At 67.9% G+C, this 24,749-nt stretch carries 31 protein-coding genes, 1 tRNA gene and 2 pseudogenes; 21 read left to right on the top strand and 13 right to left on the bottom strand.

The window, feature by feature from the left end; all coding sequences use genetic code 11:
* Nucleotides 1-2 precede the first annotated feature (2 nt).
* Together KY500_RS17830 and KY500_RS17825 are read right to left on the bottom strand one after the other, a co-directional pair.
* Nucleotides 3-611 carry a TlpA disulfide reductase family protein gene (locus KY500_RS17830; protein ID WP_219901671.1) on the bottom strand — a complete coding sequence of 203 codons (609 nt, stop codon included), beginning with the start codon at nt 609-611 and terminating at the stop codon, nt 3-5.
* On the bottom strand, nt 608-1,252 hold the full coding sequence (locus KY500_RS17825) for a histidine phosphatase family protein (protein ID WP_219901670.1): 645 nt from the start codon (nt 1,250-1,252) through the stop codon (nt 608-610). Before KY500_RS17825 ends, KY500_RS17830 begins: the two co-directional genes overlap by 4 nt.
* 79 nt (nt 1,253-1,331) lie before the next feature.
* Between KY500_RS17825 and aspS the strand changes: the two genes are divergently transcribed.
* Nucleotides 1,332-2,645, top strand: coding sequence for an aspartate--tRNA(Asn) ligase (gene aspS, locus KY500_RS17820; RefSeq protein WP_370626943.1), 1,314 nt, complete (start codon nt 1,332-1,334; stop codon nt 2,643-2,645).
* A 587-nt stretch (nt 2,646-3,232) separates the two neighbouring features.
* Nucleotides 3,233-3,919, top strand: coding sequence for a hypothetical protein (locus KY500_RS17815; RefSeq protein ID WP_219901668.1), 687 nt, complete (start codon nt 3,233-3,235; stop codon nt 3,917-3,919).
* Between the two features lie 232 nt (nt 3,920-4,151).
* Here KY500_RS17815 and KY500_RS17810 read toward each other — a convergent pair whose 3' ends face one another.
* Entirely contained in the window at nt 4,152-4,451 is a 300-nt protein-coding gene (locus KY500_RS17810; RefSeq protein WP_219901667.1) for a Dabb family protein, read from the bottom strand.
* Nucleotides 4,448-4,717: a glutaredoxin family protein gene (locus tag KY500_RS17805; protein ID WP_219901666.1), complete on the bottom strand. Its 270-nt coding sequence runs from the start codon at nt 4,715-4,717 to the stop codon at nt 4,448-4,450. The genes KY500_RS17810 and KY500_RS17805 overlap by 4 nt, the downstream gene beginning before the upstream one ends.
* Nucleotides 4,718-4,769: 52 nt before the next feature.
* Between KY500_RS17805 and KY500_RS17800 the strand changes: the two genes are divergently transcribed.
* On the top strand, nt 4,770-5,489 hold the full coding sequence (locus tag KY500_RS17800; RefSeq protein ID WP_219901665.1) for an HAD family phosphatase: 720 nt from the start codon (nt 4,770-4,772) through the stop codon (nt 5,487-5,489).
* Nucleotides 5,490-5,532: 43 nt separating this feature from the next.
* Here the strand turns inward: KY500_RS17800 and KY500_RS17795 are convergent, their stop codons facing one another.
* The 3 genes from KY500_RS17795 to KY500_RS17785 all read right to left on the bottom strand — a co-directional run bounded on the left by KY500_RS17795 (nt 5,533) and on the right by KY500_RS17785 (nt 6,439).
* Nucleotides 5,533-5,631 (bottom strand): 30S ribosomal protein bS22, encoded by a 99-nt coding sequence (locus KY500_RS17795; RefSeq protein WP_003792170.1) that lies wholly within the window; start codon nt 5,629-5,631, stop codon nt 5,533-5,535.
* A 60-nt stretch (nt 5,632-5,691) separates the two neighbouring features.
* The gene (locus tag KY500_RS17790) at nt 5,692-5,925 is read right to left on the bottom strand and encodes a helix-turn-helix domain-containing protein (RefSeq protein WP_219901664.1); all 234 of its coding nucleotides are present in this window, start codon (nt 5,923-5,925) and stop codon (nt 5,692-5,694) included.
* Between the two features lie 64 nt (nt 5,926-5,989).
* Nucleotides 5,990-6,439: a helix-turn-helix transcriptional regulator gene (locus tag KY500_RS17785; RefSeq protein WP_219901663.1), complete on the bottom strand. Its 450-nt coding sequence runs from the start codon at nt 6,437-6,439 to the stop codon at nt 5,990-5,992.
* Nucleotides 6,440-6,515: 76 nt separating this feature from the next.
* Here KY500_RS17785 and KY500_RS17780 point away from each other — a divergent pair, with 76 nt between their 5' ends.
* Together KY500_RS17780 and KY500_RS17775 are read left to right on the top strand one after the other, a co-directional pair.
* Nucleotides 6,516-7,958: a TrkH family potassium uptake protein gene (locus KY500_RS17780; protein WP_219901662.1), complete on the top strand. Its 1,443-nt coding sequence runs from the start codon at nt 6,516-6,518 to the stop codon at nt 7,956-7,958.
* Nucleotides 7,951-8,622 (top strand): TrkA family potassium uptake protein, encoded by a 672-nt coding sequence (locus KY500_RS17775; RefSeq protein ID WP_219901661.1) that lies wholly within the window; start codon nt 7,951-7,953, stop codon nt 8,620-8,622. The genes KY500_RS17780 and KY500_RS17775 overlap by 8 nt, the downstream gene beginning before the upstream one ends.
* A gap of 42 nt (nt 8,623-8,664) precedes the next feature.
* Here KY500_RS17775 and proC read toward each other — a convergent pair whose 3' ends face one another.
* Nucleotides 8,665-9,513: a pyrroline-5-carboxylate reductase gene (gene proC / locus KY500_RS17770; protein WP_219901660.1), complete on the bottom strand. Its 849-nt coding sequence runs from the start codon at nt 9,511-9,513 to the stop codon at nt 8,665-8,667.
* Between the two features lie 70 nt (nt 9,514-9,583).
* Here proC and KY500_RS17765 point away from each other — a divergent pair, with 70 nt between their 5' ends.
* Together KY500_RS17765 and KY500_RS17760 are read left to right on the top strand one after the other, a co-directional pair.
* On the top strand, nt 9,584-10,546 hold the full coding sequence (locus tag KY500_RS17765) for a cation diffusion facilitator family transporter (RefSeq protein ID WP_219901659.1): 963 nt from the start codon (nt 9,584-9,586) through the stop codon (nt 10,544-10,546).
* A complete protein-coding gene (locus KY500_RS17760; protein WP_219901658.1) occupies nt 10,543-11,292 on the top strand; it encodes a gamma-glutamyl-gamma-aminobutyrate hydrolase family protein in 750 nt (249 codons plus the stop codon). The genes KY500_RS17765 and KY500_RS17760 overlap by 4 nt, the downstream gene beginning before the upstream one ends.
* On the opposite strand, the gene tadA is transcribed toward KY500_RS17760, so the two are convergent.
* Nucleotides 11,219-11,728 (bottom strand): tRNA adenosine(34) deaminase TadA, encoded by a 510-nt coding sequence (tadA, locus tag KY500_RS17755; RefSeq protein ID WP_370626841.1) that lies wholly within the window; start codon nt 11,726-11,728, stop codon nt 11,219-11,221. The genes KY500_RS17760 and tadA overlap by 74 nt on opposite strands.
* Before the next feature lie 62 nt (nt 11,729-11,790).
* On the opposite strand from tadA, the gene upp reads away from it, so the two are divergent.
* The 6 genes from upp (at nt 11,791) to KY500_RS17725 (ending at nt 15,935) form a co-directional block, all read left to right on the top strand.
* The gene (gene upp, locus KY500_RS17750; RefSeq protein ID WP_066592016.1) at nt 11,791-12,423 is read left to right on the top strand and encodes a uracil phosphoribosyltransferase; all 633 of its coding nucleotides are present in this window, start codon (nt 11,791-11,793) and stop codon (nt 12,421-12,423) included.
* A 530-nt stretch (nt 12,424-12,953) separates the two neighbouring features.
* Nucleotides 12,954-13,664, top strand: coding sequence for a winged helix-turn-helix domain-containing protein (locus tag KY500_RS17745; RefSeq protein WP_219901657.1), 711 nt, complete (start codon nt 12,954-12,956; stop codon nt 13,662-13,664).
* Nucleotides 13,665-14,146: 482 nt separating this feature from the next.
* Nucleotides 14,147-14,467: a hypothetical protein gene (locus KY500_RS17740; RefSeq protein ID WP_219901656.1), complete on the top strand. Its 321-nt coding sequence runs from the start codon at nt 14,147-14,149 to the stop codon at nt 14,465-14,467.
* A gap of 85 nt (nt 14,468-14,552) precedes the next feature.
* Entirely contained in the window at nt 14,553-14,999 is a 447-nt protein-coding gene (locus KY500_RS17735; RefSeq protein WP_219901655.1) for a MarR family winged helix-turn-helix transcriptional regulator, read from the top strand.
* An 84-nt stretch (nt 15,000-15,083) separates the two neighbouring features.
* Nucleotides 15,084-15,269, top strand: coding sequence for a DUF1918 domain-containing protein (locus KY500_RS17730; RefSeq protein ID WP_219901654.1), 186 nt, complete (start codon nt 15,084-15,086; stop codon nt 15,267-15,269).
* Nucleotides 15,270-15,359: 90 nt separating this feature from the next.
* Nucleotides 15,360-15,935 carry an NUDIX hydrolase gene (locus KY500_RS17725; RefSeq protein ID WP_255579532.1) on the top strand — a complete coding sequence of 192 codons (576 nt, stop codon included), beginning with the start codon at nt 15,360-15,362 and terminating at the stop codon, nt 15,933-15,935.
* 13 nt (nt 15,936-15,948) lie between these two features.
* Here KY500_RS17725 and glsA read toward each other — a convergent pair whose 3' ends face one another.
* The 3 genes from glsA to KY500_RS17710 all read right to left on the bottom strand — a co-directional run bounded on the left by glsA (nt 15,949) and on the right by KY500_RS17710 (nt 18,510).
* Nucleotides 15,949-16,887, bottom strand: a complete 939-nt coding sequence (glsA, locus tag KY500_RS17720) for a glutaminase A (protein ID WP_219901653.1) — start codon at nt 16,885-16,887, stop codon at nt 15,949-15,951.
* An 80-nt stretch (nt 16,888-16,967) separates the two neighbouring features.
* Nucleotides 16,968-17,040: transfer RNA gene (locus KY500_RS17715), tRNA-Arg, on the bottom strand.
* Between the two features lie 84 nt (nt 17,041-17,124).
* Complete coding sequence (locus KY500_RS17710) at nt 17,125-18,510, bottom strand: MFS transporter (protein WP_219901652.1); 1,386 nt, start codon at nt 18,508-18,510, stop codon at nt 17,125-17,127.
* A 245-nt stretch (nt 18,511-18,755) separates the two neighbouring features.
* Here KY500_RS17710 and KY500_RS17705 point away from each other — a divergent pair, with 245 nt between their 5' ends.
* The 7 genes and pseudogenes from KY500_RS17705 to KY500_RS19570 all read left to right on the top strand — a co-directional run bounded on the left by KY500_RS17705 (nt 18,756) and on the right by KY500_RS19570 (nt 23,249).
* A complete protein-coding gene (locus tag KY500_RS17705; protein ID WP_219901651.1) occupies nt 18,756-19,028 on the top strand; it encodes a hypothetical protein in 273 nt (90 codons plus the stop codon).
* Nucleotides 19,029-19,059: 31 nt separating this feature from the next.
* A complete protein-coding gene (locus KY500_RS17700; RefSeq protein WP_255579531.1) occupies nt 19,060-20,226 on the top strand; it encodes an MFS transporter in 1,167 nt (388 codons plus the stop codon).
* A gap of 69 nt (nt 20,227-20,295) precedes the next feature.
* Nucleotides 20,296-20,823: a hypothetical protein gene (locus KY500_RS17695; protein ID WP_219901649.1), complete on the top strand. Its 528-nt coding sequence runs from the start codon at nt 20,296-20,298 to the stop codon at nt 20,821-20,823.
* A gap of 55 nt (nt 20,824-20,878) precedes the next feature.
* Nucleotides 20,879-21,616, top strand: coding sequence for a flavodoxin family protein (locus KY500_RS17690; RefSeq protein ID WP_219901648.1), 738 nt, complete (start codon nt 20,879-20,881; stop codon nt 21,614-21,616).
* A gap of 47 nt (nt 21,617-21,663) precedes the next feature.
* Nucleotides 21,664-22,329 (top strand): annotated as a pseudogene (locus KY500_RS19575) (carboxylesterase family protein); the annotation flags it as partial.
* Nucleotides 22,330-22,529: 200 nt separating this feature from the next.
* Nucleotides 22,530-22,655 (top strand): annotated as a pseudogene (locus tag KY500_RS19850) (hypothetical protein); the annotation flags it as partial.
* Nucleotides 22,656-22,664: 9 nt separating this feature from the next.
* A complete protein-coding gene (locus KY500_RS19570) occupies nt 22,665-23,249 on the top strand; it encodes a hypothetical protein (RefSeq protein WP_370626947.1) in 585 nt (194 codons plus the stop codon).
* Between the two features lie 47 nt (nt 23,250-23,296).
* Here KY500_RS19570 and KY500_RS17680 read toward each other — a convergent pair whose 3' ends face one another.
* The gene (locus KY500_RS17680; RefSeq protein WP_219901647.1) at nt 23,297-23,710 is read right to left on the bottom strand and encodes a helix-turn-helix domain-containing protein; all 414 of its coding nucleotides are present in this window, start codon (nt 23,708-23,710) and stop codon (nt 23,297-23,299) included.
* 181 nt (nt 23,711-23,891) lie between these two features.
* Here KY500_RS17680 and KY500_RS17675 point away from each other — a divergent pair, with 181 nt between their 5' ends.
* Complete coding sequence (locus KY500_RS17675; protein WP_219901646.1) at nt 23,892-24,746, top strand: SDR family oxidoreductase; 855 nt, start codon at nt 23,892-23,894, stop codon at nt 24,744-24,746.
* The last annotated feature ends 3 nt before the right edge of the window (nt 24,747-24,749 follow it).

Here is a 24,749-nt window from a genome sequence, read left to right as displayed (position 1 = left end):
GCCTAGCCGTCCTCGGCAATCGTGTCGGAGATCAAGGTTTTCAGGATGCCCGGCGAGTTCACCTGGCCCAGGATGCGCGCGGCGACCCGGCCGGACGAGTCCAGCACCAGCGTGGTCGGCACGGCGTTCGGGGGGATGTTGCCGCTGAAGGCCAGCTGCATCCCGCCGTTGTCGACGTCCATCACCGACGGGTAGCTGATCTCGTAGGCCTCGTTGAAGGCGATGGCGCTGGCAGCCTGGTCACGCACGTTGACGCCGAGGAAGCTGGCGCCGTTGTCGGCGAACTGCTCGCTGATGGCCTTGAGGTCGGGGGCCTCGGCGCGGCAGGGGGCGCAGCTGGCGTACCAGAAATTGACCACGAGAACCTCACCGGCGTAGTCGGCGGAGGTGACCGTGGAGCCGTCTTCGAGGGTGCCGTTGAACTCCACGGACTCGCCTCGCTCGTCAGCGGGGATCTCCGTAACGCTGCCGTCCCCGGCGATGTAGCCCTTGTTGGTTCCGTCTGTGTACTGCCTGGCGAGGGAGTCGTCGCTGCTGCAGCCGCTGAGGGCGAGGGCAAGCGCCGCGAAGCCGGCCAGGATCGCAGGAATTCGGCGCGGTCGGCGGTTCACACTGCACCCACGTCGTTGGCGGGCACCAGGAGGCCGGCGGCCGGGCTCGAGTAGGCGATCTCGGCGGGCCTGTTGCCGCGCAGGGTCAGGGTCGTGATGCTGGAGAGGTCGCAGCGGCGCTTGCGCGGGTCGTGCGCGAGACGCTCCCCGGCCAGGCTGCGGTGCACCATCCAGATCGGCAGTTGATGGCTGACCAGCACCACGTCACCGTCGTCCACGCAGTGGAAGGCGTCGTCGATCGCTGCGAGCATCCGGGTGGAGATGGAGCGGAACGGTTCGCCCCAGCTGGGCCGGGACGGGTTCACCAGGCTGGGCCAGTTGCGCGGGTCCCGAAGGGCACCGCCGGGGCCGCGCATCCGTTTGCCCTCGAACCGGTTGGCAGGTTCGATGAGGCGCTCGTCGAGGTGGATGGGCAGGTCGAAGGCCGCCATGATCGGCGCCGCGGACTCCTGGGTGCGCTGCAGCGGCGACGCGATCACCCGCGCGACCGGGCGCGCACGCGCGACGAGGTCTGCGGCAGCCGCCTCGGCCATCTGCTGTCCCAGATCGGACAGCTTGAAGCCGGGAAGTCTGCCGTAAAGCACGCGTTCGGGGTTGAAAACCTCACCGTGACGCACGATATGTACCTGGCTAGCTACCACGCAGTCCAGTCTACGGAGGGGTCACCCGCGAATTCGCCGAGAGCTGTGCGGCTAAACTTCAGGGGTGAATGCTCGCGTACTGATAAAGAACCTTGCCGCCCTCGACGACGGTCTCGTTTCCGTGTCCGGGTGGGTCGAAACCGTCCGGGACCAGAAGAAGGTGCAATTCGTCGTTCTGCGCGACGAATCGGGCGCGGTGCAGTTGGTCAATCCGCGTACCACGGATGCCGAGGGTGTCGTCGTCGACGACGAGCCCGCCACCACCATCTCCGGCCTGTCCCAGGGCAGCTTCGTCACCGTCACCGGACAGCTCAAGCACGACGAGCGGGTCAAGCTCGGCGGCATCGAGATCAAGCTCGAGTCGCTCGAGGTTGTCACGCACGCCATCCCGGAGACCCCGATCGCGGCCGACTCCAGCCTGGACAAGCGCATGGACTGGCGCTTCCTCGACCTGCGCCAGCCCAAGTCGAACCTCATCTTCCGCATCCAGACCACGTTCGAGCACGCGTTGCGCACGTACTGGATCGAGCACGACTTCATCGAGCTGCACACCCCGAAGCTGATGGCCAGCGCGAGCGAGTCCCGCGCCGAGCTGTTCGAGGTGGAGTACTTCGACACCAAGGCCTACCTCGCGCAGAGCCCGCAGTTCTTCAAGCAGATGGCGCAGTCTTCCGGTTTTGGCAAGATCTTCGAGGTGGGGCCGGCGTTCCGGGCCGACCCGTCCTTCACCAGCCGGCACGCCACCGAGTTCACCAGCGTCGACTCCGAGATCAGCTGGATCGACAACCACGAAGATGTCATGCAGCTGCACGAGGACCTTCTCGTGGCCGCTTTCACCGCGGTCAAGGCCAAGCACGGCGAAGAGGTGCTCGCGCTGTTCGGCGTCGAGGTCACCGTGCCGACCACGCCGTTCCCGCGCATCCCGCTGGCCGAGGCCAAGGAGATCGTGAAGAGCCGCGGCTACGAGGTTCCTCGCGACGACGACGACATGGACCCGGAGGGCGAGCGCCAGATCGCAGCGTACGTCGCTGAGACGTATGGGCACGAGTTCGTGTTCCTCACCGACTACGCGTCGAGCATCCGCCCGTTTTATCACATGCGCCACGAGGGCGACGCGAGCCTGACCAACAGCTACGACCTGATCTTCAACGGCACCGAGATCTCCACCGGCGCTCAGCGTGAGCACCGCATCGACGTGCTCACGGAGCAGGCCATCGAGAAGGGCGTCGACCCGGCCGAGATCGCCGGTTACCTCGACTTCTTCCGCTACGGCGTGCCGTCGCACGGTGGTTTCGGCATGGGCCTGGCGCGCGTGCTGATGCTGATGCTGCACCAGGCGTCCATCCGCGAGGTCACCTACCTGTTCCGTGGCCCGACCCGCCTGGAACCGTAACCCGCAACTCCTGCTTCACAAATCGCGCCTGTCCGCTGGACAGGCGCGATTTCGCGTCAACCCCCAAGACAACCTCACCGACCCGCCCCACGCTGGTCGAGCCCGTCGACTTGTGCTGAGCCTGTCGAAGTAGACCCCCACGGGATGCCCGCCCTCGCCAACCGTCATCCGTTGGTGGACTCGCACAGACCTGCCGCTGGCGCCGTGCTTCAACACGGCCCGCGCCACGCTCTCCCCCTGCCCTACATGTTGGGGCAGGGCCAAGCGTATTGCGCTCATCGAGGGGCGGCCTCATGAGCTTCCTGGTTTGAGCGCGCCGAAGGCCGACTAGCGGGTGCGCTCGATGAGATGCTGATCACGAGGTCTCGACGAGCTCGACCAGCGTCGGGGCGCGACACACACGCACCCGCACGTCGGGGGCTTATCTAGGCGAAACAGACCCGTGAGTTGGCCGCGACAGGCGATCGCGGAAAAGTTTCTCAAATTGACCAAACCTTTTCTGCCGGGGGCCGAACCACCTGCATACCAAGCAACACCAGCACTACCAGCAACACCCCGCAGACCATCCCACAGCAAAGGAACACATCATGCGCAGCTTCACCAAGACCGCACTCGGACTGACCACCGCCGGCCTCCTCGTCGCCGGCCTCGCCGCCTGCTCCACCGACGAAGGCACGTCCTCGACGCCGTCCTCCAGCTCCTCCTCGAGCAGCAGCTCCGCCGAAGCCACCCCCACCCCGGTCGCCTCGATCCCCGCCCTCACCGGCGTCGACACCGCCGTCCTCCTGGACGCCGACTTCGCCGCCGCCCTCACCAGCCTCGGCCTCACCCCCGGCACCGTCGGCACCGCCACCCTCGAAGAAGGCAGCCTGCACTTCCCCATCACCGGCGGAAACGTGGACTACTACGACCCGGCCGAAGACTACCGCCCCTACGTCCAGGGCAACATCGAGCACGAAGGAAGCGGCTTCTCCCTCACCGCCGGCGACACCGTCGTCGAACTGACCAACTTCACCATCGACCCCGGCACCAGCGAACTCTTCGGCGACGTCACCGCCAACGGCGAGTCCGCCGCCACCCAGGTCAAGCTCTTCGACCTCTACGGCGGAACCCTCAAGCCCCTCCAGATGGACGGCGACAACGCCATCCTCACCGGCACCACCGTGCACATCTCCGCCGACGCCGCCGGCCTGCTGAACACCACGTTCGGCACCGACGCCATCGCCGACCAGCTCCTCGTCGGCATCGCGACCATCACCGTCGCCACCAAGTAACACCCCGCAACACCGCAATACACAAGAACGGCCGAGCACACGCTCGGCCGTTCTTCTGCGTCACAGCACAACACACACGCACGTCACGGGGTCTCGACACGCTCGACCAACGCGTGGGCGCGAACAGCCCGCGGGTCGCGGGGTCTCGACACGCTCGACCAACGCGTGGGCGCCACCAACCCACAGGTCACGGGGTCTCGGCACGCTTGAACGACGAGGTGCGCCCGTGCCTTTACACGACGAAGTCGACGGCCATCCGTTCGGCGGTGACCGATTTCACGTAAGCGCCCGCCTCGACGTGGGCCGGATGCACCTGGTAGCGGCCCAAGGCCGCCTCATCGTCGTACTCCGCCACGAGGGCGATGTCCCAATTGGCGCCACCCAGCACATCCGGGCCGATGCGCAGGGAACGGATCTCCTGGATCACACCGACGAGACCACCGAGCCTGGCCACCATCTGCGCCGCGTGCTCGGCCTTCTCGGTGGGGTCGGTGGCCGCCAGCCGCCACGAGACGATATGCAGAATGGTCATCGAACCTCCAGGAGAGCGGTGTGCAGGCGCACCGGATCGATGCGCCAGTAGTTGTGCACCCGGCCGTTGATGAGCAGCACCGGGATATCCTCGACGAACCGGTCGTGCAACTCGGCGTCGTCGAGGATCGACTTCTCCTCGAGCAGCACGGTGGGCGCGCCTGCCTCGGTCTCCAGCTCGGCCAGCACCGTGGTCACCACCACGCGGGCGTCGTCGCAGAGGTGGCAGCCGGGCTTGCCGATCAGGGTGAGATGCGCGGTGGACATGGCTCCAGCCTAAGCCGCAGCGGCGACTGCACCTTGGGTAGACTCGACCGCAATGTCCGAAGAATCCGGCCCCCGCGCAATCGCGTTCTTCGACGTGGACAACACGCTGCTCCGCGGCGCCAGCCTGTATCACATGGGCGTGGGCGCCTGGCGGATGCGGTTCATCTCGCTGGCCGATGTCGTCGCGTTCGGCTGGAGCCAGACCCGCTTCCTGGCGGTCGGCGAGGACGGCGTGAACATCTCCCGGCTCCGGCTGCGTGCGATGGACATCATGACCGGGCGAACCCGTGACGAACTCGTCACCCTCAGTCAGGAGATCTTCGACAGCCGACTCATCCAGCGGCTCTGGCCGGAGACCGTGGCCGTCGCCCGCGCCCACCTGACGGCGGGCCGCGAGGTGTGGCTGGTCACCGCGACGGCGCAAGAAGTCGCCGACGTGATCGCGGAGCGCCTGGAGCTGACGGGCGCGCTCGGCACCCGGCTCGCGACCGTCGACGGCATCTTCACGGGACAACTCGTCGACGGCATCTGCCACGGCAGCCGCAAAGCCGATGTGGCACGCGAGATCGCCCAGGCGCGCGAGATCGACCTGGCCCACTGCTGGGCGTACTCCGACTCGCACAACGACATCCCGCTACTCGAGCTCGTCGGCAACCCGGTGGCGGTCAACCCGGATGCGACGCTACGCCGCTATGCGGTCGCCCGCGGGTGGCCCGTCATGCGCATGAAGGTGGCACAGCTCAAGGCCGCTGGCGCAAGCAAAAAGCGCTAGGTCACAGACCTAGCGCTCAGCTCATAAAAACGGCCGAGACCGTCTACTTCTTGTTACGACGCTGGTGGCGAGTCTTACGAAGCAGCTTGCGGTGCTTCTTCTTCGCCATACGCTTGCGTCGCTTCTTGATTACAGAACCCACACGGACCTCACAAAGATTTGGTTTAGTCGCGGGATTCGCGACCGACACGAAAACCCCATTCTAACGGATAAAGAAAGTCCCGTCCGACTCACTTCCCCCACGAGTGGGTTCGATGGCCTTCAGAACGGCCGCTTCGGGCACCCGGAACGACCGCCCGAAGCGCACGGCGGGCAACTGTCCGGCGTGCACCAGGCGGTACACGGTCATCCGGGAGACCCTCATGACGCCCGCGACCTCGGCGACGGTGAGGAAGCGCAGGTCATCCAACCGCGGGTCGGGAAGCTCGCGTGACATGGGCGGCTCCCTCGAGGCTCGGCGGGGCTGGTGTCGTCACTGTAGAACGAACCCCGTGGGCTCGCTAGTCGTTCTTACGCCACTTCTTGACGCTCTTGGTCACCGTCGAGTCCTTGACGGCGTGCGACATCTGGAAGGACGTGTCAGCGAACGCCTTGCCGATGGCGGCGGCAAAGGCACGCTGCTCGTCCTTGAGCACCTCGGTCTCGTCGGCGGCGGCGGTATCGACGTCGATGCTGAGGAACGGGATCAGCCAATCCTCGATCTCCTCGAGCGGCGCGTAGTCGAGGTGGTAGTAGCGGTGCTGCCCCTCTTCGCGCACGCCGACCAGGCCGGCCTCACGGAGCACCTTGAGGTGCTTGGAGACCGTCGGCTGGCTCAGGCCGAGCGAATTGACGATGTCGGAAACGCTCAATTCCCCCTGGGCAGCGCTGGACTGGTTGTAGCGCTCGAGGAGAATGCGTAAGATATCGCGTCGGGTCGAGTCCGCCACCACGCCAAAGATGTCTGCCATGCCCCAAGGCTAGTCATTCCCGGTGCGGGTACCATGACAACTTGTCATCGACCACCATTCAGGCAGGGGGCTTCGAGTGAAGACGCAGACCCCTAACGCCCGGTTCAGCAGCCATTCCGACACCTGGTACGGACGCATCCGGGATTCTGTCGACGGGATCGTGCGCAAGTCGCCGTCCCGGTTCGCGCTGTTCGTGTTCACCGCACTGATCCTGCTCTTCACCCTGCTGTTCTCCTTACCGATCGCCTCCGCCGGGGATACGGAAACCCCACTGCACGATGCCGTTTTCACTGCCGTGTCGGTGATTTGCGTCACCGGCCTGAGCACGGTGAACATGGCCACGCACTGGTCGGCGTTCGGCAACGTTCTCGTCGTCGTCGGCGTCAATATCGGCGGCATGGGGGTGCTGACCCTGGCGTCCCTGATGGGCCTGGTCATCTCCCGCCGACTCGGCCTGCGCGCCAAGCTCATGGCGGCCAGCGACTCGAACCCGTCCCGCATCCACATCGGCCCGGTCAACGAGGGCCAGGCCGTACGGCTCGGTGAGGTCGGCAGCCTACTGCTCACCGTGGCCATCAGCACCCTGACCATCGAGGCGGCCGTCGCCCTGCTCCTGTTCCCGCGGATGCTCATCGACGGCGTGCCCGCTGGCGAGGCCCTCTGGCAGAGCATCTACTACGCCGCAATGGCCTTCACCAACACCGGGTTCAGCCCGAATGCGGAGGGCATCGGCCAGTTCGCCAACGATTACTGGTTCCTCGGCGCCCTGATGACCGGTGTGTTCCTGGGCAGCCTGGGCTTTCCGGTGTTGATGACCTTAGCCCGCCACTGGCGCACGCCCCGGCGCTGGTCGGTGCACGTGAAGCTCACCCTGTGGACCACGACGGCGCTGATGGTCATCGGCATGATCTTCTACATCATTCTGGAATTCGACAACCCGCTGACCTTCGGGTCGCTGAACGCCGGCGACACGATCTTCCAGTCCCTCTTCATGTCGGTGATGACCCGGTCGGGCGGCTTCGCCACCATAGACATCGCTGACCTGCACGGCTCCAGCATGCTGCTCAGCGACATGCTCATGTTCATCGGCGGCGGCTCGGCCTCCACCGCCGGCGGCATCAAGGTGACCACCCTCGCGGTGCTGTTCCTGGCCGCCTTCGCCGAGGCGCAGGGCAAGGAGCAGATGGAAGCCTTCGGCCGCCGCATCCCCAGCGATATCCTGCGCCTGGCCGTGAGCGTGGTGCTGTGGGGCGCGACCACGGTCGCCGTATCGAGCATTCTGATCCTGCATATCTCCAAGCAGGCGCTCGACGTCGTGCTTTTCGATGTGATCTCGGCGTTTGCGACCGTGGGGCTGTCGACGGGGTTGACGGCCGAACTGCCGCCGGAAGGGGTCTACGTGTTGGCCGCCACGATGTTCATGGGCCGGGTTGGTACAGTGACTCTCGCAGCGGCGCTGGCAGCGAGCCAAAGCAGACAGTTGTTCAAACGCCCCGAGGAAAGGCCCATCGTTGGTTGACCGGATCAAACACGACGCCCCCGTGCTCGTCATCGGACTGGGCCGCTTCGGTGCCGCGACGGCCGGCAAGCTCGACCGTTTGGGCCGTGAGGTCCTCGCTGTGGACAACAGCGAGGCGCTCGTGCAGAAGTGGTCGGAGCGTGTCACCCACGCCGTGCAGGCCGACGCGAAGTCCATCGACGCGCTGCGCCAGATCGGCGCCCAGGATTTCTCCGTGGCGGTGTGCGCCGTGGGGTCCTCGATCGAGGCCAGCGTGCTGATCGTCGCGAACCTCGTCGACCTCAAGATCCCGCAGATCTGGGCCAAGGCGATTTCGCAGTCACACGGCAAGATCCTCGAACGCATCGGTGCCAACCATGTGATCTATCCCGAGGCCGACTCCGGTGAGCGGGTCGCTCACCTGGTGTCGGGGCGAATGCTGGACTTCATCGAGTTCGATGACGACTTCGCGCTCGTGAAGATGTACCCGCCCAAGCCGATCCGCGGGCTCAACCTCACCGAGTCCGGCGTACGCACCAAACACAAGGTCACCGTCGTGGGCGTGAAGAGCCCCGGGCGCCCGTTCACCTACGCCACGGCCGAGACCGTCGTGTCCAATCACGACCTCATCATCGTCGCCGGCACCGAGGGCGACATCGAGCGTTTCGCGGCCCTCGGCTCCTAACCACACGCTGGTTGAGCCTGTCGAAACCTGGCGAGGCGACGCCTAGGACGCGGCGAGCTCCCGGGCCCGCGCGAGCGCAGCATCCGTGGCCCGGTCGAACAGCTCCTTGAGGCCCCCGGTCTCGAGTTGCTGCACGGCCCGCTCGGTCGTGCCCTTAGGGCTGGTCACCTGGCGGCGCAGCTCGGAGGGCGTGAGATCGGACACGGCCAGCAGCGCGCTCGCGCCGAGGAACGTGCCGTTGACCATGGTGGCCGCTTCGGCCGGGGTGAACCCCTTGTCGATGGCCGTCAGCGTGAGCTGCTCGATGAGATAGAAGACATATGCCGGACCGGACCCGGAAATGGTGCTCAGCGCGTCGATCTTGTCTTCGGACACCACCAGCACCTCCCCCACCGTCGCGAACAACGCCGTCGCCAGCGCCATCTGCTCGGCCGTGGACCGGGTGCCGGCGCTCAGCCCGGTGACGGCCATGCCCACCACGGCGGGTGTATTCGGCATCGACCGGATCACGGCCACGGTCGCGGGCAGGTGCTTCTCGAAGGTGGCGATGGTTACGCCGGCCGCGACGCTCACGACAAGGGTGCCCGGCTCCAGGCTGTCGGCGATCTCCGCGAGCAGGTCGGGAACCATGGCGGGCTTGACCGCCACGATAACGATGCCGGCACCGGCCACGGCGAGCCGGTTGGCGTCGGGCTCCGTCTCGGTGGCCCACGCCGTCACACCCGCGGTGCCGGCCAGTTCGGCGGCCTTGGCTGCCGACCGGTTGGTGGTGCGGATGCCGCCGGTCACCGTGACCGTGGGCTTGAGCAGGCCAGCGAGGACCGCCCTGGCCATCGATCCGGCGCCCAGGAAGGCGATGGCGGGCAGGGTGACGGGTGCGGTCGAAGTCATCTCCCCAGTGTAGTTTTCGGCACGGTTTCCGCGGCTCTCGGGGTCGGGCGACAGTTCTAGGATTGGTCGCATGAGCGCATCAGGCGGAAACAAGGCGATTGTGGCGGCATTGCTCGCCAACCTCGGCATCGCGATCACCAAGTTCATCGCCTGGTTCGTGTCGGGGTCGTCCTCGATGCTGGCCGAGGGTGTGCACTCGCTCGCCGACTCGGGCAACCAGATTCTGCTGCTGATCGGCGGACGCAAGTCGAAGAAGGCGGCCGACACCGAGCATCCGTTCGGCTATGGCCGCGAACGCTACGTCTACGCCTTCGTGGTGTCGATCATTCTGTTTTCCGTCGGCGGCGTGTTCTCGATCTACGAGGGCATCGAGAAGTTGCAGAACCCGCACGAGCTCGAGAATGCCTGGCTGCCGATCCTGGTGCTGTTCGTGGCGATCGGCCTGGAGTCGTTCTCGCTGCGCACCGCGGTGAAGGAGTCCAACCACACCCGTAAGAACGAGAGCTGGGTGCAGTTCATCCGGCACGCCAAAGCCCCCGAACTCCCCGTTGTGCTGCTCGAAGACGTCGCGGCCCTCACCGGCCTCACGCTGGCTCTCGGCGGTGTGGGCCTCACCGTCATCACCGGTGATGCAACCTGGGACGCCATCGGCACCCTCGGCATCGGTGTGCTGCTCGTGCTGGTCGCCATCGTGCTCGGCATCGAGACCAAGAGCCTGCTGGTGGGCGAAGGCGCCAGTGTCAAGGATGTCGACGCCATCAAGTCCGCCATCCTGGCCGGTCCTGAGACGAAGAACCTCATCCACCTCAAGACGCTCTACCTCGGCCCGGACGAGCTGCTCGTCGCCGCCAAGCTCTCCTTTGATTCCGGGCAACGGTTCTCCGAGGTCGCCGCGGGGATCGACACCATCGAAGCGCGCATCCGGGAGGCCGTGCCCAGTGCCCGCGTCATCTACCTCGAACCCGATCTCTACATCGACCCGGCCACGGTCAACCCACCCACCGACGCGATCTTCATCAAGGGCCGCGAATGAGCGCGGGCCCCGTCGCCCTGGTCCTGCGGCACGCCGACGACATCCACCTAGGCAACCTGGAGCCGGTGCTGATCGAGCACGGCTACACCGTGCGTTACGTCGACACCCTCACCGACGGCGTGCGGCAGATCGACCCGGCCGAGGCAGACCTGCTCGTGGTGCTCGGTGGTGAGATGGGCGCGTACCAGACCGAGCAGTTCCCGGTGCTGGCCGACGAAGTGGGCCTCATCGCCGACCGGCTGGCCGCCCGGCGCCCGGTCTTCGGCGTGTGCCTGGGTGCCCAGCTGATGGCCAACGCCCTCGGCTCGCCCGTCTACCGGGGTCCGAGCAACGAGATCGGCTTCCGCCTGGTGCAGCCCACCGAGGCCGGGCTCGACTCGCCCCTACGGCATGTCAGCGGTATCCCGGTGATGCAGTGGCACAGCGACACCTTCGACCTGCCCCCGGGTGTCACCCGGCTGGCCGGGTCGGATGCGTACGGCAACGAGGCCTTCGCCATCGAGGGCTGGGCGCTGGCTGTGCAGTTCCACCCCGAGCTGACCGCCGAGATGCACGAGACCTGGCTGGCCTCCTCCACCGCGGAGCTCGACGCGGAGGGGCTGGACCCCGACGCCCTGCGGCGGGACCGCGCCGAATACTCCGACGCGATGCAGGCGGCCTCCCGGGCCCTGTTCAGTGAGTGGCTGGCGGCGTTGCCGGGCGGGGCGCAGCCGGGCGGCGCAGCGGATCCTCGAAGAACTCTCTGAGCACCCGAGAGCACTCGGCGTCCGCCACCCCGGACACGACCTCGACCCGGTGGTTGAGCCGGCGGTCGCGCAGCACGTCGTAGAGCGATCCGGCGGCGCCGGCCTTCTCGTCCCACGCGCCGAAAACCACCCGGGCCACCCGGGCCGCCACGATCGCGCCCGCGCACATCACACAGGGCTCCAGGGTCACCACCAGGGTGCAGTCGGTGAGGTGCCAGTCCCCCAGCGCAGCTGCCGCCTCACGGATGGCCACCACCTCGGCGTGCAGGGTGGGATCCTGGTGCAGCTCTCGCTCGTTGCGCCCGCGGCCGATCACCCGGCCGGCCGGATCCAGCACCACCGCGCCGACCGGAACGTCGCCGCCGGCCAGGGCGCCCTGTGCCTCGTCGAGGGCCAGGCGCATCCACGCTTCATGTTCGTCGCTGTGCCGCACCACATCACCTCTTCCCCGGCGCCCGACTAGAGCCGCGGACCCGCGTGAACTAGTAGATTGAGCCTATGCGAGTCCACGTAGCCGACCATCCGCTCATCACCCACAAGCTCACGGTGTTGCGTGACCAGAGCACCTCGTCGCCGATGTTCCGCGCGCTGGTGGAAGAACTGATGACGCTGCTGGCGTACGAGGGCACCCGGGGCGTTCGTGTGGACGAGGTGACCGTGCAGACGCCCGTGTCGCTCGCCCGCGGTGTGAAGATCAGCGACCCCAAGCCGCTGGTCGTTCCGATCCTGCGCGCCGGGCTCGGCATGCTCGAGGGCATGGTCAAGCTGCTCCCCACGGCCGAGGTCGGCTTCCTGGGCATGGCTCGCAACGAAGAGACTCTGCAGCCCACCACCTACGCCGAGCGCCTGCCCGACGACCTCTCCGACCGCCAGTGTTTCGTGCTCGACCCGATGCTCGCCACCGGCGGCTCCCTGATCGCCGCGATCGAGTTCCTCTTCGACCGCGGCGCCGTCGACGTCACGGCCATCTGCATCCTCGCCGCCCCCGAGGGCCTCGCCGCCGTCGAAAAGGCGCTGGCCGGCCGCGAGGTCACCATCGTGCTCGGCGCGGTGGACGAACGCCTCGACGAGCACGGCTACATCGTTCCGGGCCTCGGCGACGCCGGCGACCGCCTCTACGGCTTGGTCTGACCCAGCACACCGCAGATCCTGCGACGGGCGACGCGCCGACTGCAGTTAGATTCACAAAACTTTGAAAAACTTGATTTGAGGGCCGCTTTCTTTGAGAAAGCGGCCCTTTGTGCGAGATCCTCCGATTTCGCAGATTCCCCGTGAACGTGATGCAGCCGCACGGGCGAGATTCCGCGTAACTGAATTGACACAACTCGTCACAGTCGGCTTTACTCACAGTCATGACTTCCACCACACGCATCCCGACCTCCTTCGAGGCTTTGGGGACTGCCGGCATGATGATGCCCGGCAGCAGCGTGATGGCGTGTTGCCGAATGTGCCGCTAACCCAGACAGGCAATAGCGCCGAGTCGATCAGCCCTCACCCGCTGTCCCGCAGCCGCTGAGGTCGCCACCGTCACGGCGGATCGACTCCAGGGCCCTCCTCACAGGGGCCGCCCGCTCCCCCGGCCACTGCGGCCGATCTTTTTCGAACCCACGAGCGCTGACGCGCCGGGTTTTGCGCATCATCACACCCCAAGGATTTCTCCAATGTCACTCGCACACATCGACACCGCCCGTTCCGTCCACTCCTTCCGCCCCGAGCTCACCCTGGCCCCCGCGCCGGCTCCGGCCGCGCCGCGCATCCGCGCCGTGCCGGAGGGCACCCAGGCTCGCGGCTTCGTGCTCTACGTGGGCATCGACGAGGCCAAGGCGGCCGCGGCCGGCACGAGCCTGCACCGCATCGTCGAGGAGCTGAAGAAGCTCACCCAGGCCATCGCCCCCTCCGCCGAGACCCACGCCGCCGTCGCCCTGGCGCCGGAGGGCGTCGGCGGCCGCGATGTGGACGTCGTGCGCCTGGCCCTGCAGGACCCGGCCGCCCTAGCCAAGCACCGCAACACCACCGAGGATGCCGACCGCGCGCCCGGCGGCGTGGTCGTCGACATCTCCCGCAAGCGTGTGATCCTCGACAACGAGACCGCGGCGCTCACCTACAAGGAGTTCGAGCTGCTGCAGTACCTGGTGCTGCGTGAAGGCCGCACCATCGAGCGCGCCGAGCTGATCGCCAAGCTCTGGGACGCCGAGAGCGAAGAAGATGCCCCGAACGAGCGCACCATCGACGTTCACGTGCGCCGCCTGCGCTCCAAGCTCGGCCGCTACGAAGACATCGTGCGCACCGTGCGCGGCGTGGGCTACCGCTTCGACCGCCACGCGGATGTGTCGATCCGCCAGGCCAGCACGCCCAGCCCCGACCGCTTCTAGGTAGCGCCCGCCCAGCTGGGCGACCTCGACCACGCGCGCATGCGCTGGTCGAGCCTGTCGAGACCCCGCAAGACGACCTCGACAACCCCACGACCCAGCGCACGTCACCAGGTCTCGACAAGCTCGACCGACGAATGGGTGTGCGCAAAGCGGCGCGGCGGCTACCGCCCGTTAACGTGATTGAGGGCCGGTCGTAGAGGCAAACGACCGACCCTCTTCCCTTGCACCAAGAGTGTCCTGCAATCACATTCGCATCTTCCGCCACAGCAAACGGTTGATGCACTACGAATATATAACGAACGGATAACGGAGCGCCAGTTATCGGATCGTTATTTTCCTGCGAGTTCACCCAGTGTTCCCTTGGACGACGCTATGGCCGCACCCTTGGGCTCACCAGGCACCTCGACTTCACGGCCGGTCAGGCGGGCCGCCAGCCCCGAAGCGGGCGAGCGACGGAGTTCCCGGGGAGCACCGCTGACACAGTGAGCGACCAAGCGCGCGAGAACCGTGGGGCTCTGGCCGTCGTCTCCATCGGCACAGCCGTTATCCTGCGCCACGGGGTGCTCACCCTGGCGGGCAACCAGCTTGCCGTCGCTCTCAACTGGACGCTCATGGGCCTGATCTCGACCGCGTCGACCGTGCTGGCCAGATCCGTTCTGGTGCCCGTCGCCGGGCTGCAGCTCATTTCGCCGGTCCCTGGACTGGGCCTGCTGGACCCGGTTGCCGGAGCGCTGGTCACGGCGGCGTGGGCCACGGTATTGCTCGGCGCGGCCCTGACCGTTTTCAACCATCGGGACCTCTGAATGGATGCGCTAGGCTGCCGCGGGGCACCGCACCAGTCCCATAGTGTTGAACAAAAGATGCCCTGGGGGCCGGTGAGGAAGCAGCATGGTCGATCGAGCGGTGGCAGTTGCCGCCTGGGAGTCGTTGTTCCGCGCCCAGGTCGCCATTATGCGCAGCCTGGCCGAGGAGTTCCCGTCACGGGAAATCTCCTTCAACGAGTACGACGTGATGTTCAACCTGTCCCGGCAGGAGGACCGCAGCATCCGTCTGCGCGACCTGAACAAGCATGTGCTGCTCACCCAGCCGAGCGTGAGCCGGCTCGTGGACCGCCTGGCGTCCCGCGGGTACGTGGCCAAGCATCCGGACCCGGATGACGGCCGCGGCGCCATCGTCGAGCTCACCGAGGCCGGCTACGCGCTGTTCCGCCGGGTGGCGCTCGATCATATGGGCTCGATCACCACCCGTGTGGGCGACAGCCTGAGCGACGACGAACTCGCGCAGCTCACGGCCCTCTGCGACCGGCTGCGGCTGGGACCGGACCAGCCCGCCTGACCCGCCCCGCGGATGCGCACACTGGTCGCGCCCCTGTGCAGGCGCCGGGCGCGAGCGTAACCTGCCCGGCAGGAGGTGAGCGTTATGCGCGCAACTGAGAACGACCGGATCATCATTCGAGGAAAGACCGATTCGACGCCCGACCGACACGGGACCATCCGTGAGGTGCGCGGCCCCGAAGGGGAGCCGCCCTACCTGGTGTCGTTCGACGACGGCCACGAGACGCTGGTGTTCCCCGGCACCGATTTTGTAGTCGAGCACACCCGCTGACCCCGAGTCGTCCCACAGCGGACAAATGCACCCGGCATACCGGGACCAATCGTCCGATCGGGTAACAACTGCGGGCGGCTAACCTCGGATGTGCCCGATTCCGCTCTACGCTCTCCCACCGATGACCTGATCGACCGGCTCCGGGCCTGGGTACCGCTCGCACCCGGTCAGGCGATGCTGCGGGACGAGTACCTCGACTTCCTCGCCGACTCGCCCGGTGCGGCGCTGCACCGCGACGGCGGTCCGGAGCACGTCACGGGCAGCTGCTTCGTCTTCACCCCCGACCTCGCCCAGGTGCTGCTGTGTTTCCACCGCAAGGGCCAGTTCTGGGTGCAGCTCGGCGGCCACGTCGAGTCCGCGGATGTGTCAGTGGCCGACGCCGCCTACCGGGAGGCGCGCGAAGAGTGCGGCATCGCCGACCTCGTGCCGCTCGAACCCGGCATCCTCGACGTCGATCGGCACAGCCTGGGCGGCGGCTTCAGTTGCAGCGCGCACTGGGACGTGGGCTTCGCGGCCGTGGCCCGCCCGGAGGCGGCCCCTGTGGCCAGCGACGAGAGCGACGACGTGGCCTGGTGGCCGGTGGATGCGCTGCCAGAGAACGTTCCCCCGCACTTCGACCGCCGGCTGGCCGGCGTTCTCGCGGAGCTGGCCCACCGCCTCGACTGACGACCGGGCGCCCTCAGCCCGCGTGCGGCCCGAAGGCGTGCAGGCTAAGGTCGGCGCTGAGCCGCTCGCTCGCGATGCGCCCGCGCACGCTGGTGCCCTGTGCGTCGAGGGGCGGACTCACGATGGCCGCACCCAGACGGCCCGGTGCGGCGAGCACGATGGCCCCGGAGACGCTCGATTTGGCAGGGACGCCGACCGTTCGCATCCACCGGCCGGACCCGTCGTAGACCCCGCAGGTGGCCATGACCGACATGACGTCACGGGCCACCGCCGAGGCGATCACACGCTCGCCCGTCACGGGGTTCACCCCGTCGCAGGCGAGGGTGGCGCCCATGACGGCCAGCGCCGTGGCGTCCACAAGGACCGCGCACGCCCGGGCATACACGGCCACGGCGTCGTCGGCGCTGACACCGAGGGTGCCCTCCGAGCGCATCAGGTGCGCCAGGGCGTGGTTGCGGTCGCCCATCAGGTGCTCGTCGCGGGCGATCTCCTCGTCCACCTCAAGCGGCCGGGCCGCGAAGGCCGACAGCCCGCGCAGGATGCGGTCAGTGCGGGCCTCGACGTCGTCCCCGTCGACCAGGGCGGCCGTGAGCAGAGCCCCGGCGTTGACCATGGGGTTCGGCGGCCGGCCGGTGCCGCTTTCGAGCTTGATGGCGTCGAAGGCCTCCCCGGTCGGTTCGATGCCGATGCGGTCGAGCGCGGCTCCGTCGGTGTCCTGCAGGGCGAGTGCAAAGAGGAACGGTTTCACCGCCGACTGCACGCTGAAGGGCAGGTCGGCCTGGGCGCTGGTCCGGATGCTGCCGTCAGGGAGGACGAGCGCGATTCCGCAGAGCCCGGGATCCGCGTCGGCGAGCTGCGGGATGCTGTCATTCACCGTGCCCCCGTCCTCGGGGAGCAGCCGGTCGCGGAGGGCATCGAGGTCGTAGGTGCGGGGATCGGAAGCGCGGCGCATCGCTCCATCCTGACACGGTCGTCTCAGCAGACACCAGAAACGACGAAAGCGGCCCACCTGAGTGAACCGCTTTCCATCTGTGCGCCCGAAGGGATTCGAACCCCCAACCTTCTGATCCGTAGTCAGATGCTCTATCCGTTGAGCTACGGGCGCAGTGGTGACTTCTGCAGCGAAACGCTCGAAGACAACTTAGAAACTATAACAGTTATTTGCGGCACCCATGTGCGCGTGCGGCCACTAGGCCGGCTCTCCGATGGCCGAGGGCGGCGCATCCGCCACCGGCGCGACCCGGCGGATGCCCAACCAAGACACGATTCCGCCCAGGAACATCAGCGCCGCCACAACCACCATCGCCCGCTGGAAACCGGCCACATCGAGGGTGGAGCCGACGATGGTGCCGGTCATGGCGATCGCGATCAAGCCGGCCACCCGGGCGACCGCGTTGTTGATCGCCGACCCGATACCGGCCTGACCGGGGTGAATGGAGCCGAGGACGGCCGCTGTGAGCGGCGCGACCGTGATGGACAGGCCCAGGCCCACCAGCACGATTCCCGGCAGCACGTGCAGGGCGAAGTTGATCGGCGGCACCGCCGTGGTCACCAACAGGAACCCGCTGCCGGCCACGATCGGCCCGAAGGTCATGAACAGTCGCGGACCGTATTTTCCCGCCAAAGTGCCGAAGAGTGTGGCGAAAATCAGCATCATCACGGTGGCTGGAATGCCGGCCAACCCGGCCAGCGTGGCCGAGAACCCGCCGACCTCCTGCAGGTAGAGCGCGAAGAGGAAGAATCCGAGATTGAGTGCCGCGTAGATGCCGACCGTGGCGATGTTGCCCACGGCGAAATTACGCACCCGGAACAGGCCGAGGGGCATCATCGGATGCGGGGCCCGCGCCTCCCACCACAGGAACGCGCCGAACGAGGCCAGGCCCACCAGCAGGGGCAGGTAGGCCACCGGGCTCGTCCAGCCGAACCGGCCCTGCTCGATGAGCGCGAAGACCGGGCCGCCCAACCCCACCACGGCCAGGCCGGCGCCGAGCACATCCACGCGGGCGCCGGCGGTGGGCCGCAGGGGTTCCTCCACCCGGCGCAGCAGGACCAAGGTGAGAGCGATCGGGATCACGTTGATGAAGAACACCAACCGCCAGGTCGCCGCATCCACCAGAAGCCCGCCCAGCAGCGGCCCGGCGATGCCGGCCACGCCGGTCCAGCCGGTCCAGGCGCCGATGGCCTTGCCCTGCGCGATCCCGCTGAACCTGGAGGTGATCAGGGCGAGCGAGCTGGGCACCAGCAACGCGGCGGCGACACCCTGTAGCACGCGGGCGATGACCAGGAAGAGACCGGTGGGAGCCAGACCGCAGGCGAGCGAGGTGATGCCGAACCAGATCAGCCCGGCGCGCAGCACCCGCACCCGTCCGAAGGTGTCGGAGAGAGACCCGGCCACCAGAATCAGCGCGCCCAGACTGAGCAGGTAGCCGTCGACCACCCACTGTTGCAGCGGCAGCCCACCGCCGAGCTCCCGGGAAATCGCCGGTAACGCCACATTGATGATCGAGCCGTCCAGGAACGCCACGAAGGACGACAGGATGGCGACGATCAGGATGCGTCGCTGCGCGGGAGTCATTCCCCTAGTCAACCTCAAGTGGGGGCTTCTCCGGCAGGGTGCAGCCCGATCGTCGGCGAGAATGAGCCTCGTTCCCGCGCGCCCCGCGCCCACCGTCCCGTACACCCTCGAGAAAAGCCGCGCCGCGTTCGAACGCAAACTGCAACTCATCCCGTCGGGCATCTACGAGCACCACCCTCACCAAGCTCAAGCAGCTGGATGCGCCGGCCCAGTTCGCCCGGCTCGGCACCGAGCTCACCACCGGATTGACCACGGGAACGGCGGAGAAGGGCTTCACCCTGATAGCCTCCGGGGCACCTGCTCTCTTCTACCTCCGCATCGCGGACGACGACTCGCTCATGCTGCACCAGGAGTGGGTGGCCGAATGTGTGCGGCGCGGGGTGTTCCTCACCTCGCACCACAACCACTTCCTCAACGCGGCTCTCACCTCCGCCGACATGACCCGCACTCTCGAGATCGCGCACGAAGCCTTCGGCGTCGTGCGGGCCCACCACCCCGAATTGGAGCCGACCGCATGAGCGCACCCACGATGATCCACCCCCGGTCAGCGTGCGGCGCTCCCGGGTGGCGGTCAGCGCCAGTTATGCCGCCCAGGGCTTCGGCTACGCGGTCGTGGTCACCTCGCTGCCCAACCTGAAGACCCGGTACGGCATCGACGACACGGTCGTGTCGCTGATCGTGCTGCTGGTCTGCCTCGCGGCGGCCGTCGGGTCGCTTGCGGCCGACCGGCTCGCCCTGCGCTGGGGTAGCCGCGTCGCCCTCGTGGTGGGGCTCCTGCTCGAGGCTGTTGCGCTTCCGCTGATCGCCTCCCCGATCGGGCTGCCGGCGTTCATCGCCGCGTTCGCGATCTACGGCGCTGGCCTGGGCATCGTCGACGCATCCGGGGCCATGCAGGGCGTGCTCGTGCAGCAACGCGTGGGCGTCTCGGTCATGGCCGGCTTCTTCGCCTGGTACACCGGCGCCGCCATCCTTGGCGCCCTGCTGATGTCGGCCGTGGCGGGCACCGCGGCCAACGCGAGCATCGCCCTGGTGGCCGGCGCCGTCGTGGCCCTCGTTGTCGCCTTAGTGGGGGTGCGAGGCTTCGACGCTCGGCTGACCAAGCTGGCCCCGGCGCTGGATGCGGCGCCGCACGGCAAGCTGCCCCACCGCGGCATCGCCCTGTTCGGCACGGTGGTGCTGGCCGCGTTCGTGGTCGACTCAGCGGTGAGTACCTGGAGCACCGTCTACCTGCACGACGTGCTGCTCACCGGTGCCGCGATCGCCCCACTCGGCTATGCCGCATACCAGGCCGCCATCCTGGTTACCCGTATCGGAGCGGATGTGCTCGTGCGCCGCTTCGGCCGGGTGATTCTGGCCGTGGTCACCACGGTGCTGGCGATCCTGGGCTGCCTGCTCGTGGCCATGGTTCCCGTCACCTGGGCCGCCGTGGCCGGCTTCGCTCTGGCCGGCTTCGGGGTGGGCGCCCTGGTACCGCTCGCGTTCAGCGCGGCCGGCGAGCTGCACGAGGCCCGCAGCGACGAAGTGATCGCCCGCGTCAACCTGTTCAACTACGCCGGCGCGGTGCTCGGCGCCGTTTTGGTGGGTCTGCTCGCCGATTCCACCGGCCTCGCGCACGCCTTCCTGCTGCCGATGGCGCTGCTCATCCCGGTGCTGTTCCTCGCCCACCGCTTCGGACCGCGCCCGCAGCACCTTCCAGAGTCGACGCCCACAGTCTGAGCCGTTTCAGTCGGTGGCTTCGGAAGTGAACGGAATGAACGCTCTCCGCCGCCTGACTAAGCTCACGGCATGGGGATTCCGGAAGCGCACAGGTCGCGCCAGAGCACCGTCATCGGCCTGATCGGGCTGGTGACGGTTACCACGTATGCGGTGGCCGGCACCATGCAGATACTCGTGTGGAATCCACTCGCGGCGGTGCCCGGCGCGTCACTTGACGATATCCATCGGCGACTGGGGAGCACCGGTGGGTCGCTCGGGCAACCCGTGGTTCTCGCCTGGGCGGCCATCGGCGTGGTGCTCGCGGGGATCGTGCTCGCCCTCGCCCGTCGGCTGCCGGCCACCCCGCCGACGGCCATCCTCGCCGCTGTTCTCTGGCTGGTCGGACTTGGGGCGCCGTCCCACTGGGCCGTAGCCTTTGGCGCTGGCCTGTCATTGGCCGACGGCTACGGAATTTCGGGGGCCACCTACGCCCCGTGGGCTGGGGTGCTCTATCTTGTCAGCACCGCAGCCCTCGTCGGCCTGATCGCCCTGATCGCCACCACACTGTGTGCGGCTTTGACCGCGCGCCGCAACGGTCGCCGGCCCACTTCCACCTGAACGCCTACCCGGCACCGGCCTAGCCGATCTCTGACGCGGGTGCTTGACTACGGGCATGGCGCACAGCACACGCAACACCCAGGCTTCGTTTGAGTACCAGGGCCTTCGCGCCCTGTTCATCAACTGCACCCTCAAGCGCAGCCCGGAGATCAGCAACACGCAGGGCGTGATCACGCTCAGCGCACACCTGATGCGTGAGCAGGGCGTGCACGTCGAGGTCATTCGCGCCATCGACCACGACATCGCCACGGGCGTGTACCCCGACATGACCGAGCACGGGTGGGCGACGGATGCCTGGCCGGCGCTGTTCGACAAGGTCGCCGCGGCCGACATCCTGGTGATCGGCGGTCCGATCTGGCTCGGCGACAACGGCTCGGTCACCAAGCGGATCATCGAACGGCTCTACGCGATGTCCGGCGAGTACAACGGCAAGGGCCAGTACGTCTACTACGGCAAGGTCGGCGGCGCCATCATCACGGGCAACGAAGACGGCGTGAAGCACTGCGCCTCCAACATCCTCTACAGCCTGCAGCACATCGGTTACACGATCCCTCCCGCGGCCGACAGCGGCTGGATCGGCGAGATCGGACCAGGCCCCAGCTACCTGGATGCCGGCTCCGGCGGCCCCGAGAACGAGTTCACCAACCGCAACACCACGTTCATGACCTGGAACCTTATGCACCTGGCGGCCATCCTCAAGGCCAACCGGGGCATCCCCGCCTACGGCAATCTGCGCCAGGAGTGGGACGCCGGCGAACGCTTCGGGTTCGAACCGAATCCGGAGTACCGCTAGGAGACGCAAGGCCCCGAGCACTCGAACCGGGGCGGGAAGGACGCACGATGTTCCGCCCCCTGTCCGAGAACGCCGTGGCGCCGTCGCCGTCCAGCACCCGGTCCTGGCCGGCCGAGCTGCACGTCACCGGCGGCCTGGTTCGCGGCAGCCGGCCCGTCGCCGGCGTGCAGACCTGGCGCGGAATCCCCTACGCGGCGCCGCCGGTGGGGGCACTGCGGTTCCGCGCCCCCGAGCCCGTCATCCCCTGGAGGGGTGTGCGGGACGCCAGCCGATACGGCCTCGTCGCCGCGCAGGACCGGGGCACCCAGTTCAAGGGTGTCGACCGTCGCACCCGCATGGGCGAGGACTGCCTCACCCTCAACGTGCAACGCCCCACCGACCGGCCGGAGGCCGACAACCTGCCCGTGATGGTGTACATCCACGGAGGCGGTTACACCTCCGGCTCCTCGAATGACTTCACGGAGCGCAGCCAGGCCATCGTGCGCTCCGGCGGCGCCATCTACGTCGCGATCAACTACCGGCTGGGTGCCCTCGGCTACCTCGACTTCAGCCGGTTCAGCACCCGCAGCCGCCTCTTCGAGAGCAATCTCGGGTTGCGCGACCAGGTTGCCGCCCTCGAGTGGGTGCAGGAGAACATCCGGGCGTTCGGCGGTGACCCGCGCAAGGTCACGGTGATCGGTGAGTCCGCCGGCGGCAACGCCGTGGTGACGCTGCTGGCCACGCCGGCCGCAGACGGTCTGTTCGCCCAGGCCATCGCCCAGAGCCCCCGTCGAACGCCGCCTACTCACGCACGCTGGCCGGCCGTTGGGCCGTCGATTTCATCGAGGCGCTGCGCCAAGGCCGGGCGCCCGAGTTGGCCGGCGGGCGGCGCCCGGCCGGTGAACTTCTCAACACCGCGACCTGGCCGGAATTGGTGCGGGCCGCCCTGGTCTTGCAGCGGAACACGCCGGATGTCGACCCCGGCACGTTCTGTATGGCCCCCGTCGTGGACGGGGATTTCCTGCCCGAACGCCCCCTGGACGCCTTCCGGCGGGGGCACGCCCACCCGGTGCCCCTGATCATCGGCACCAACGACCGTGAGGGCTCGATGTTCCGTGGCCGGATCGACATCCTGCCGCGGTCGATCCGTCGCATCCAATCGCTCTTCGACGCGGCCCCGCCGCACTCCCACGAGGGCATACGGGCGGTGTATTCCGCGTTGCCGCCCATCCGCGCCGAAATGGACTTCGGCGGCGACTATGCGTTCTGGTTTCCCAGCGTCCAGGTCGCCGACCTGCACTCCCGCATGGCCCCGGTCTACCTCTACCGTTTCGACCTGGCTCCCCGGTTGCTGCGCCTCATGGGCTACGACGCCACCCACGGGCTTGAGCTGCTGGCCCTCTCCGGGTCGGGCACCGACCGGCGCGTGCGCACCCTCACCGCGCTGGGCGGCCGTCACAGCTTCCTCAGCACCGGCGAGCGGATGCGGGCGCACTGGCTGCGATTCGCCGCTTCGGGGCAGGCCGGGGCGGACTGGCCGGTCTACACCGAGGTGGACCGACTCACCCTGATTATCGACGAGGCCGACCGGGTGGAGTCCGATCCCCGCGGCGAGCGCCGGATGGCGTGGCTGGAGTTCCTGCCCGATCTCTGACGGGCCGGCTTCTGACGTAGGCGACTGAGCGCCCGCTCAGCGCCCGCTCAGCGCCCGCCCATGATGTCGCCGGCGTTCGACCCCACCCAGCGCACCAGCGGAATGAGGTGCCCGGCCAGCTCCTGCCCGCGCTCAGTCAGGCTGTAGTCCACCCGCGGCGGGATGGTCGGCTGGGCCGCCCGATGCACCAAGCCGTCGGCCTCGAGGATGCGCAGAGTCTGCGCCAGCATCTTCTCGCTGATGCCCTCGATACCGCGGCGCAACTCACCCCAGCGCAGGCTGGTCTCGGCGAGCGCCACGATCACCAGAACGCCCCACTTGCTGCTCACATGGTCGAGGACCACCCGGCTGGCGCATCCCGCCGCGAACACGTTCGGTGCCGTCGCTCCGTCGGAGGTGGGCGCCGGGTCGCCGACCAGCCGGGCCAGACGGTCTCGAACCGCGAGCTCCGCAGGCGGCATGGCAGCGACAGCAGACAGAGGCGCAGGCGCAGGCGGAGCAACCGCACGCGCGGCGGGCAATGTGGTCATCATAAAAAGCAACTTACCAAAAGGTGGGTACCTGCGCCTGGGAAGTAAAGCGAGAAGTCGCTGGTTACATCCCCCAGAAGGCGCGCGACTGCGTGCTACGGAAGGAAACCCCATGTCTATCGTCGTCACCGGAGCCACCGGTCAGCTCGGCCGCCTCATCGTCGCGCACCTCCTCAACCGCGGCGTCGCCCCCGCCGAGATCACCGCCGTCGGCCGTAACACCGTTCGTCTCGCCGAGCTGGCCGCGTCGGGCGTGGGCACCGCCGTCATCGACTACACCGACCCGGCCAGCCTCGAGGCCGCGTTCGCCGGCGCCGACGCGCTGATGCTCGTCTCCGGCAGCGAGGTGGGCCAGCGCGTCGCGCAGCACACCAATGCCATCACCGCCGCCGTCGCCGCCGGCGTGGGCCGCATCGTCTACACGAGCGCCCCCAAGGCAGACACCTCCGCGCTGATCCTCGCCCCCGAGCACAAGGCCACCGAGGAGGCACTACACGCGTCGGGCCTTCCCGTCACTATCCTCCGCAACGGCTGGTACACCGAGAACTACGCCTCCGCTGTGCAGCAGGCCCGCGAGAACGGCGTCTACCTCACCAGCGCAGGCGAGGGCCGGGTCGCCAGCGCCTCGCGCACCGACTACGCCGAGGCCGCCGCCGTGGTACTCACCACCCCCGGCCACGAGAACGTCACCTACGAACTCGCCGGCGACGTGGCTTGGACCGGCACCGATATGGCCGCCGCCCTCACCGAGGTCGTCGGCAGCCCGGTGGTCTTCAGCTCGGTCACACCCGAGGAGCACAGCGCCATCCTCACCGGCGCCGGCCTGGACGGCGGAACCGTCGGCTTCGTCGTCGCGCTCGACGCCAACACCCGCGACGGCCTGCTGGCCGGAGGCACGAACGACCTCGCCACCCTGATCGGCCGCCCGACCACCCCGCTGATCGATGGGCTGCGCTCGGTCGCCTGATCT

Origin of the sequence: Cryobacterium sp. PAMC25264 (assembly GCF_019443325.1) — a bacterium.
GTDB lineage: Bacteria > Actinomycetota > Actinomycetes > Actinomycetales > Microbacteriaceae > Cryobacterium.
Note: the sequence above shows the minus strand (reverse complement) of the source record. Positions and strands in the feature narration are given on the sequence as shown.

Coding starts and splice junctions, on each gene's coding strand:
- KY500_RS17815 (WP_219901668.1), top strand. CDS start 3,233: ATGCGCAGCTTCACCAAGACCGCACTCGGACTGACCACCGCCGGCCTC.
- KY500_RS17810 (WP_219901667.1), bottom strand. CDS start 4,451: ATGACCATTCTGCATATCGTCTCGTGGCGGCTGGCGGCCACCGACCCC.
- KY500_RS17805 (WP_219901666.1), bottom strand. CDS start 4,717: ATGTCCACCGCGCATCTCACCCTGATCGGCAAGCCCGGCTGCCACCTC.
- KY500_RS17800 (WP_219901665.1), top strand. CDS start 4,770: ATGTCCGAAGAATCCGGCCCCCGCGCAATCGCGTTCTTCGACGTGGAC.
- KY500_RS17790 (WP_219901664.1), bottom strand. CDS start 5,925: ATGTCACGCGAGCTTCCCGACCCGCGGTTGGATGACCTGCGCTTCCTC.
- KY500_RS17785 (WP_219901663.1), bottom strand. CDS start 6,439: ATGGCAGACATCTTTGGCGTGGTGGCGGACTCGACCCGACGCGATATC.
- proC (WP_219901660.1), bottom strand. CDS start 9,513: ATGACTTCGACCGCACCCGTCACCCTGCCCGCCATCGCCTTCCTGGGC.
- KY500_RS17765 (WP_219901659.1), top strand. CDS start 9,584: ATGAGCGCATCAGGCGGAAACAAGGCGATTGTGGCGGCATTGCTCGCC.
- KY500_RS17760 (WP_219901658.1), top strand. CDS start 10,543: ATGAGCGCGGGCCCCGTCGCCCTGGTCCTGCGGCACGCCGACGACATC.
- upp (WP_066592016.1), top strand. CDS start 11,791: ATGCGAGTCCACGTAGCCGACCATCCGCTCATCACCCACAAGCTCACG.
- KY500_RS17745 (WP_219901657.1), top strand. CDS start 12,954: ATGTCACTCGCACACATCGACACCGCCCGTTCCGTCCACTCCTTCCGC.
- KY500_RS17735 (WP_219901655.1), top strand. CDS start 14,553: ATGGTCGATCGAGCGGTGGCAGTTGCCGCCTGGGAGTCGTTGTTCCGC.
- KY500_RS17730 (WP_219901654.1), top strand. CDS start 15,084: ATGCGCGCAACTGAGAACGACCGGATCATCATTCGAGGAAAGACCGAT.
- glsA (WP_219901653.1), bottom strand. CDS start 16,887: ATGCGCCGCGCTTCCGATCCCCGCACCTACGACCTCGATGCCCTCCGC.
- KY500_RS17710 (WP_219901652.1), bottom strand. CDS start 18,510: ATGACTCCCGCGCAGCGACGCATCCTGATCGTCGCCATCCTGTCGTCC.
- KY500_RS17695 (WP_219901649.1), top strand. CDS start 20,296: ATGGGGATTCCGGAAGCGCACAGGTCGCGCCAGAGCACCGTCATCGGC.
- KY500_RS17690 (WP_219901648.1), top strand. CDS start 20,879: ATGGCGCACAGCACACGCAACACCCAGGCTTCGTTTGAGTACCAGGGC.
- KY500_RS17680 (WP_219901647.1), bottom strand. CDS start 23,710: ATGCCGCCTGCGGAGCTCGCGGTTCGAGACCGTCTGGCCCGGCTGGTC.
- KY500_RS17675 (WP_219901646.1), top strand. CDS start 23,892: ATGTCTATCGTCGTCACCGGAGCCACCGGTCAGCTCGGCCGCCTCATC.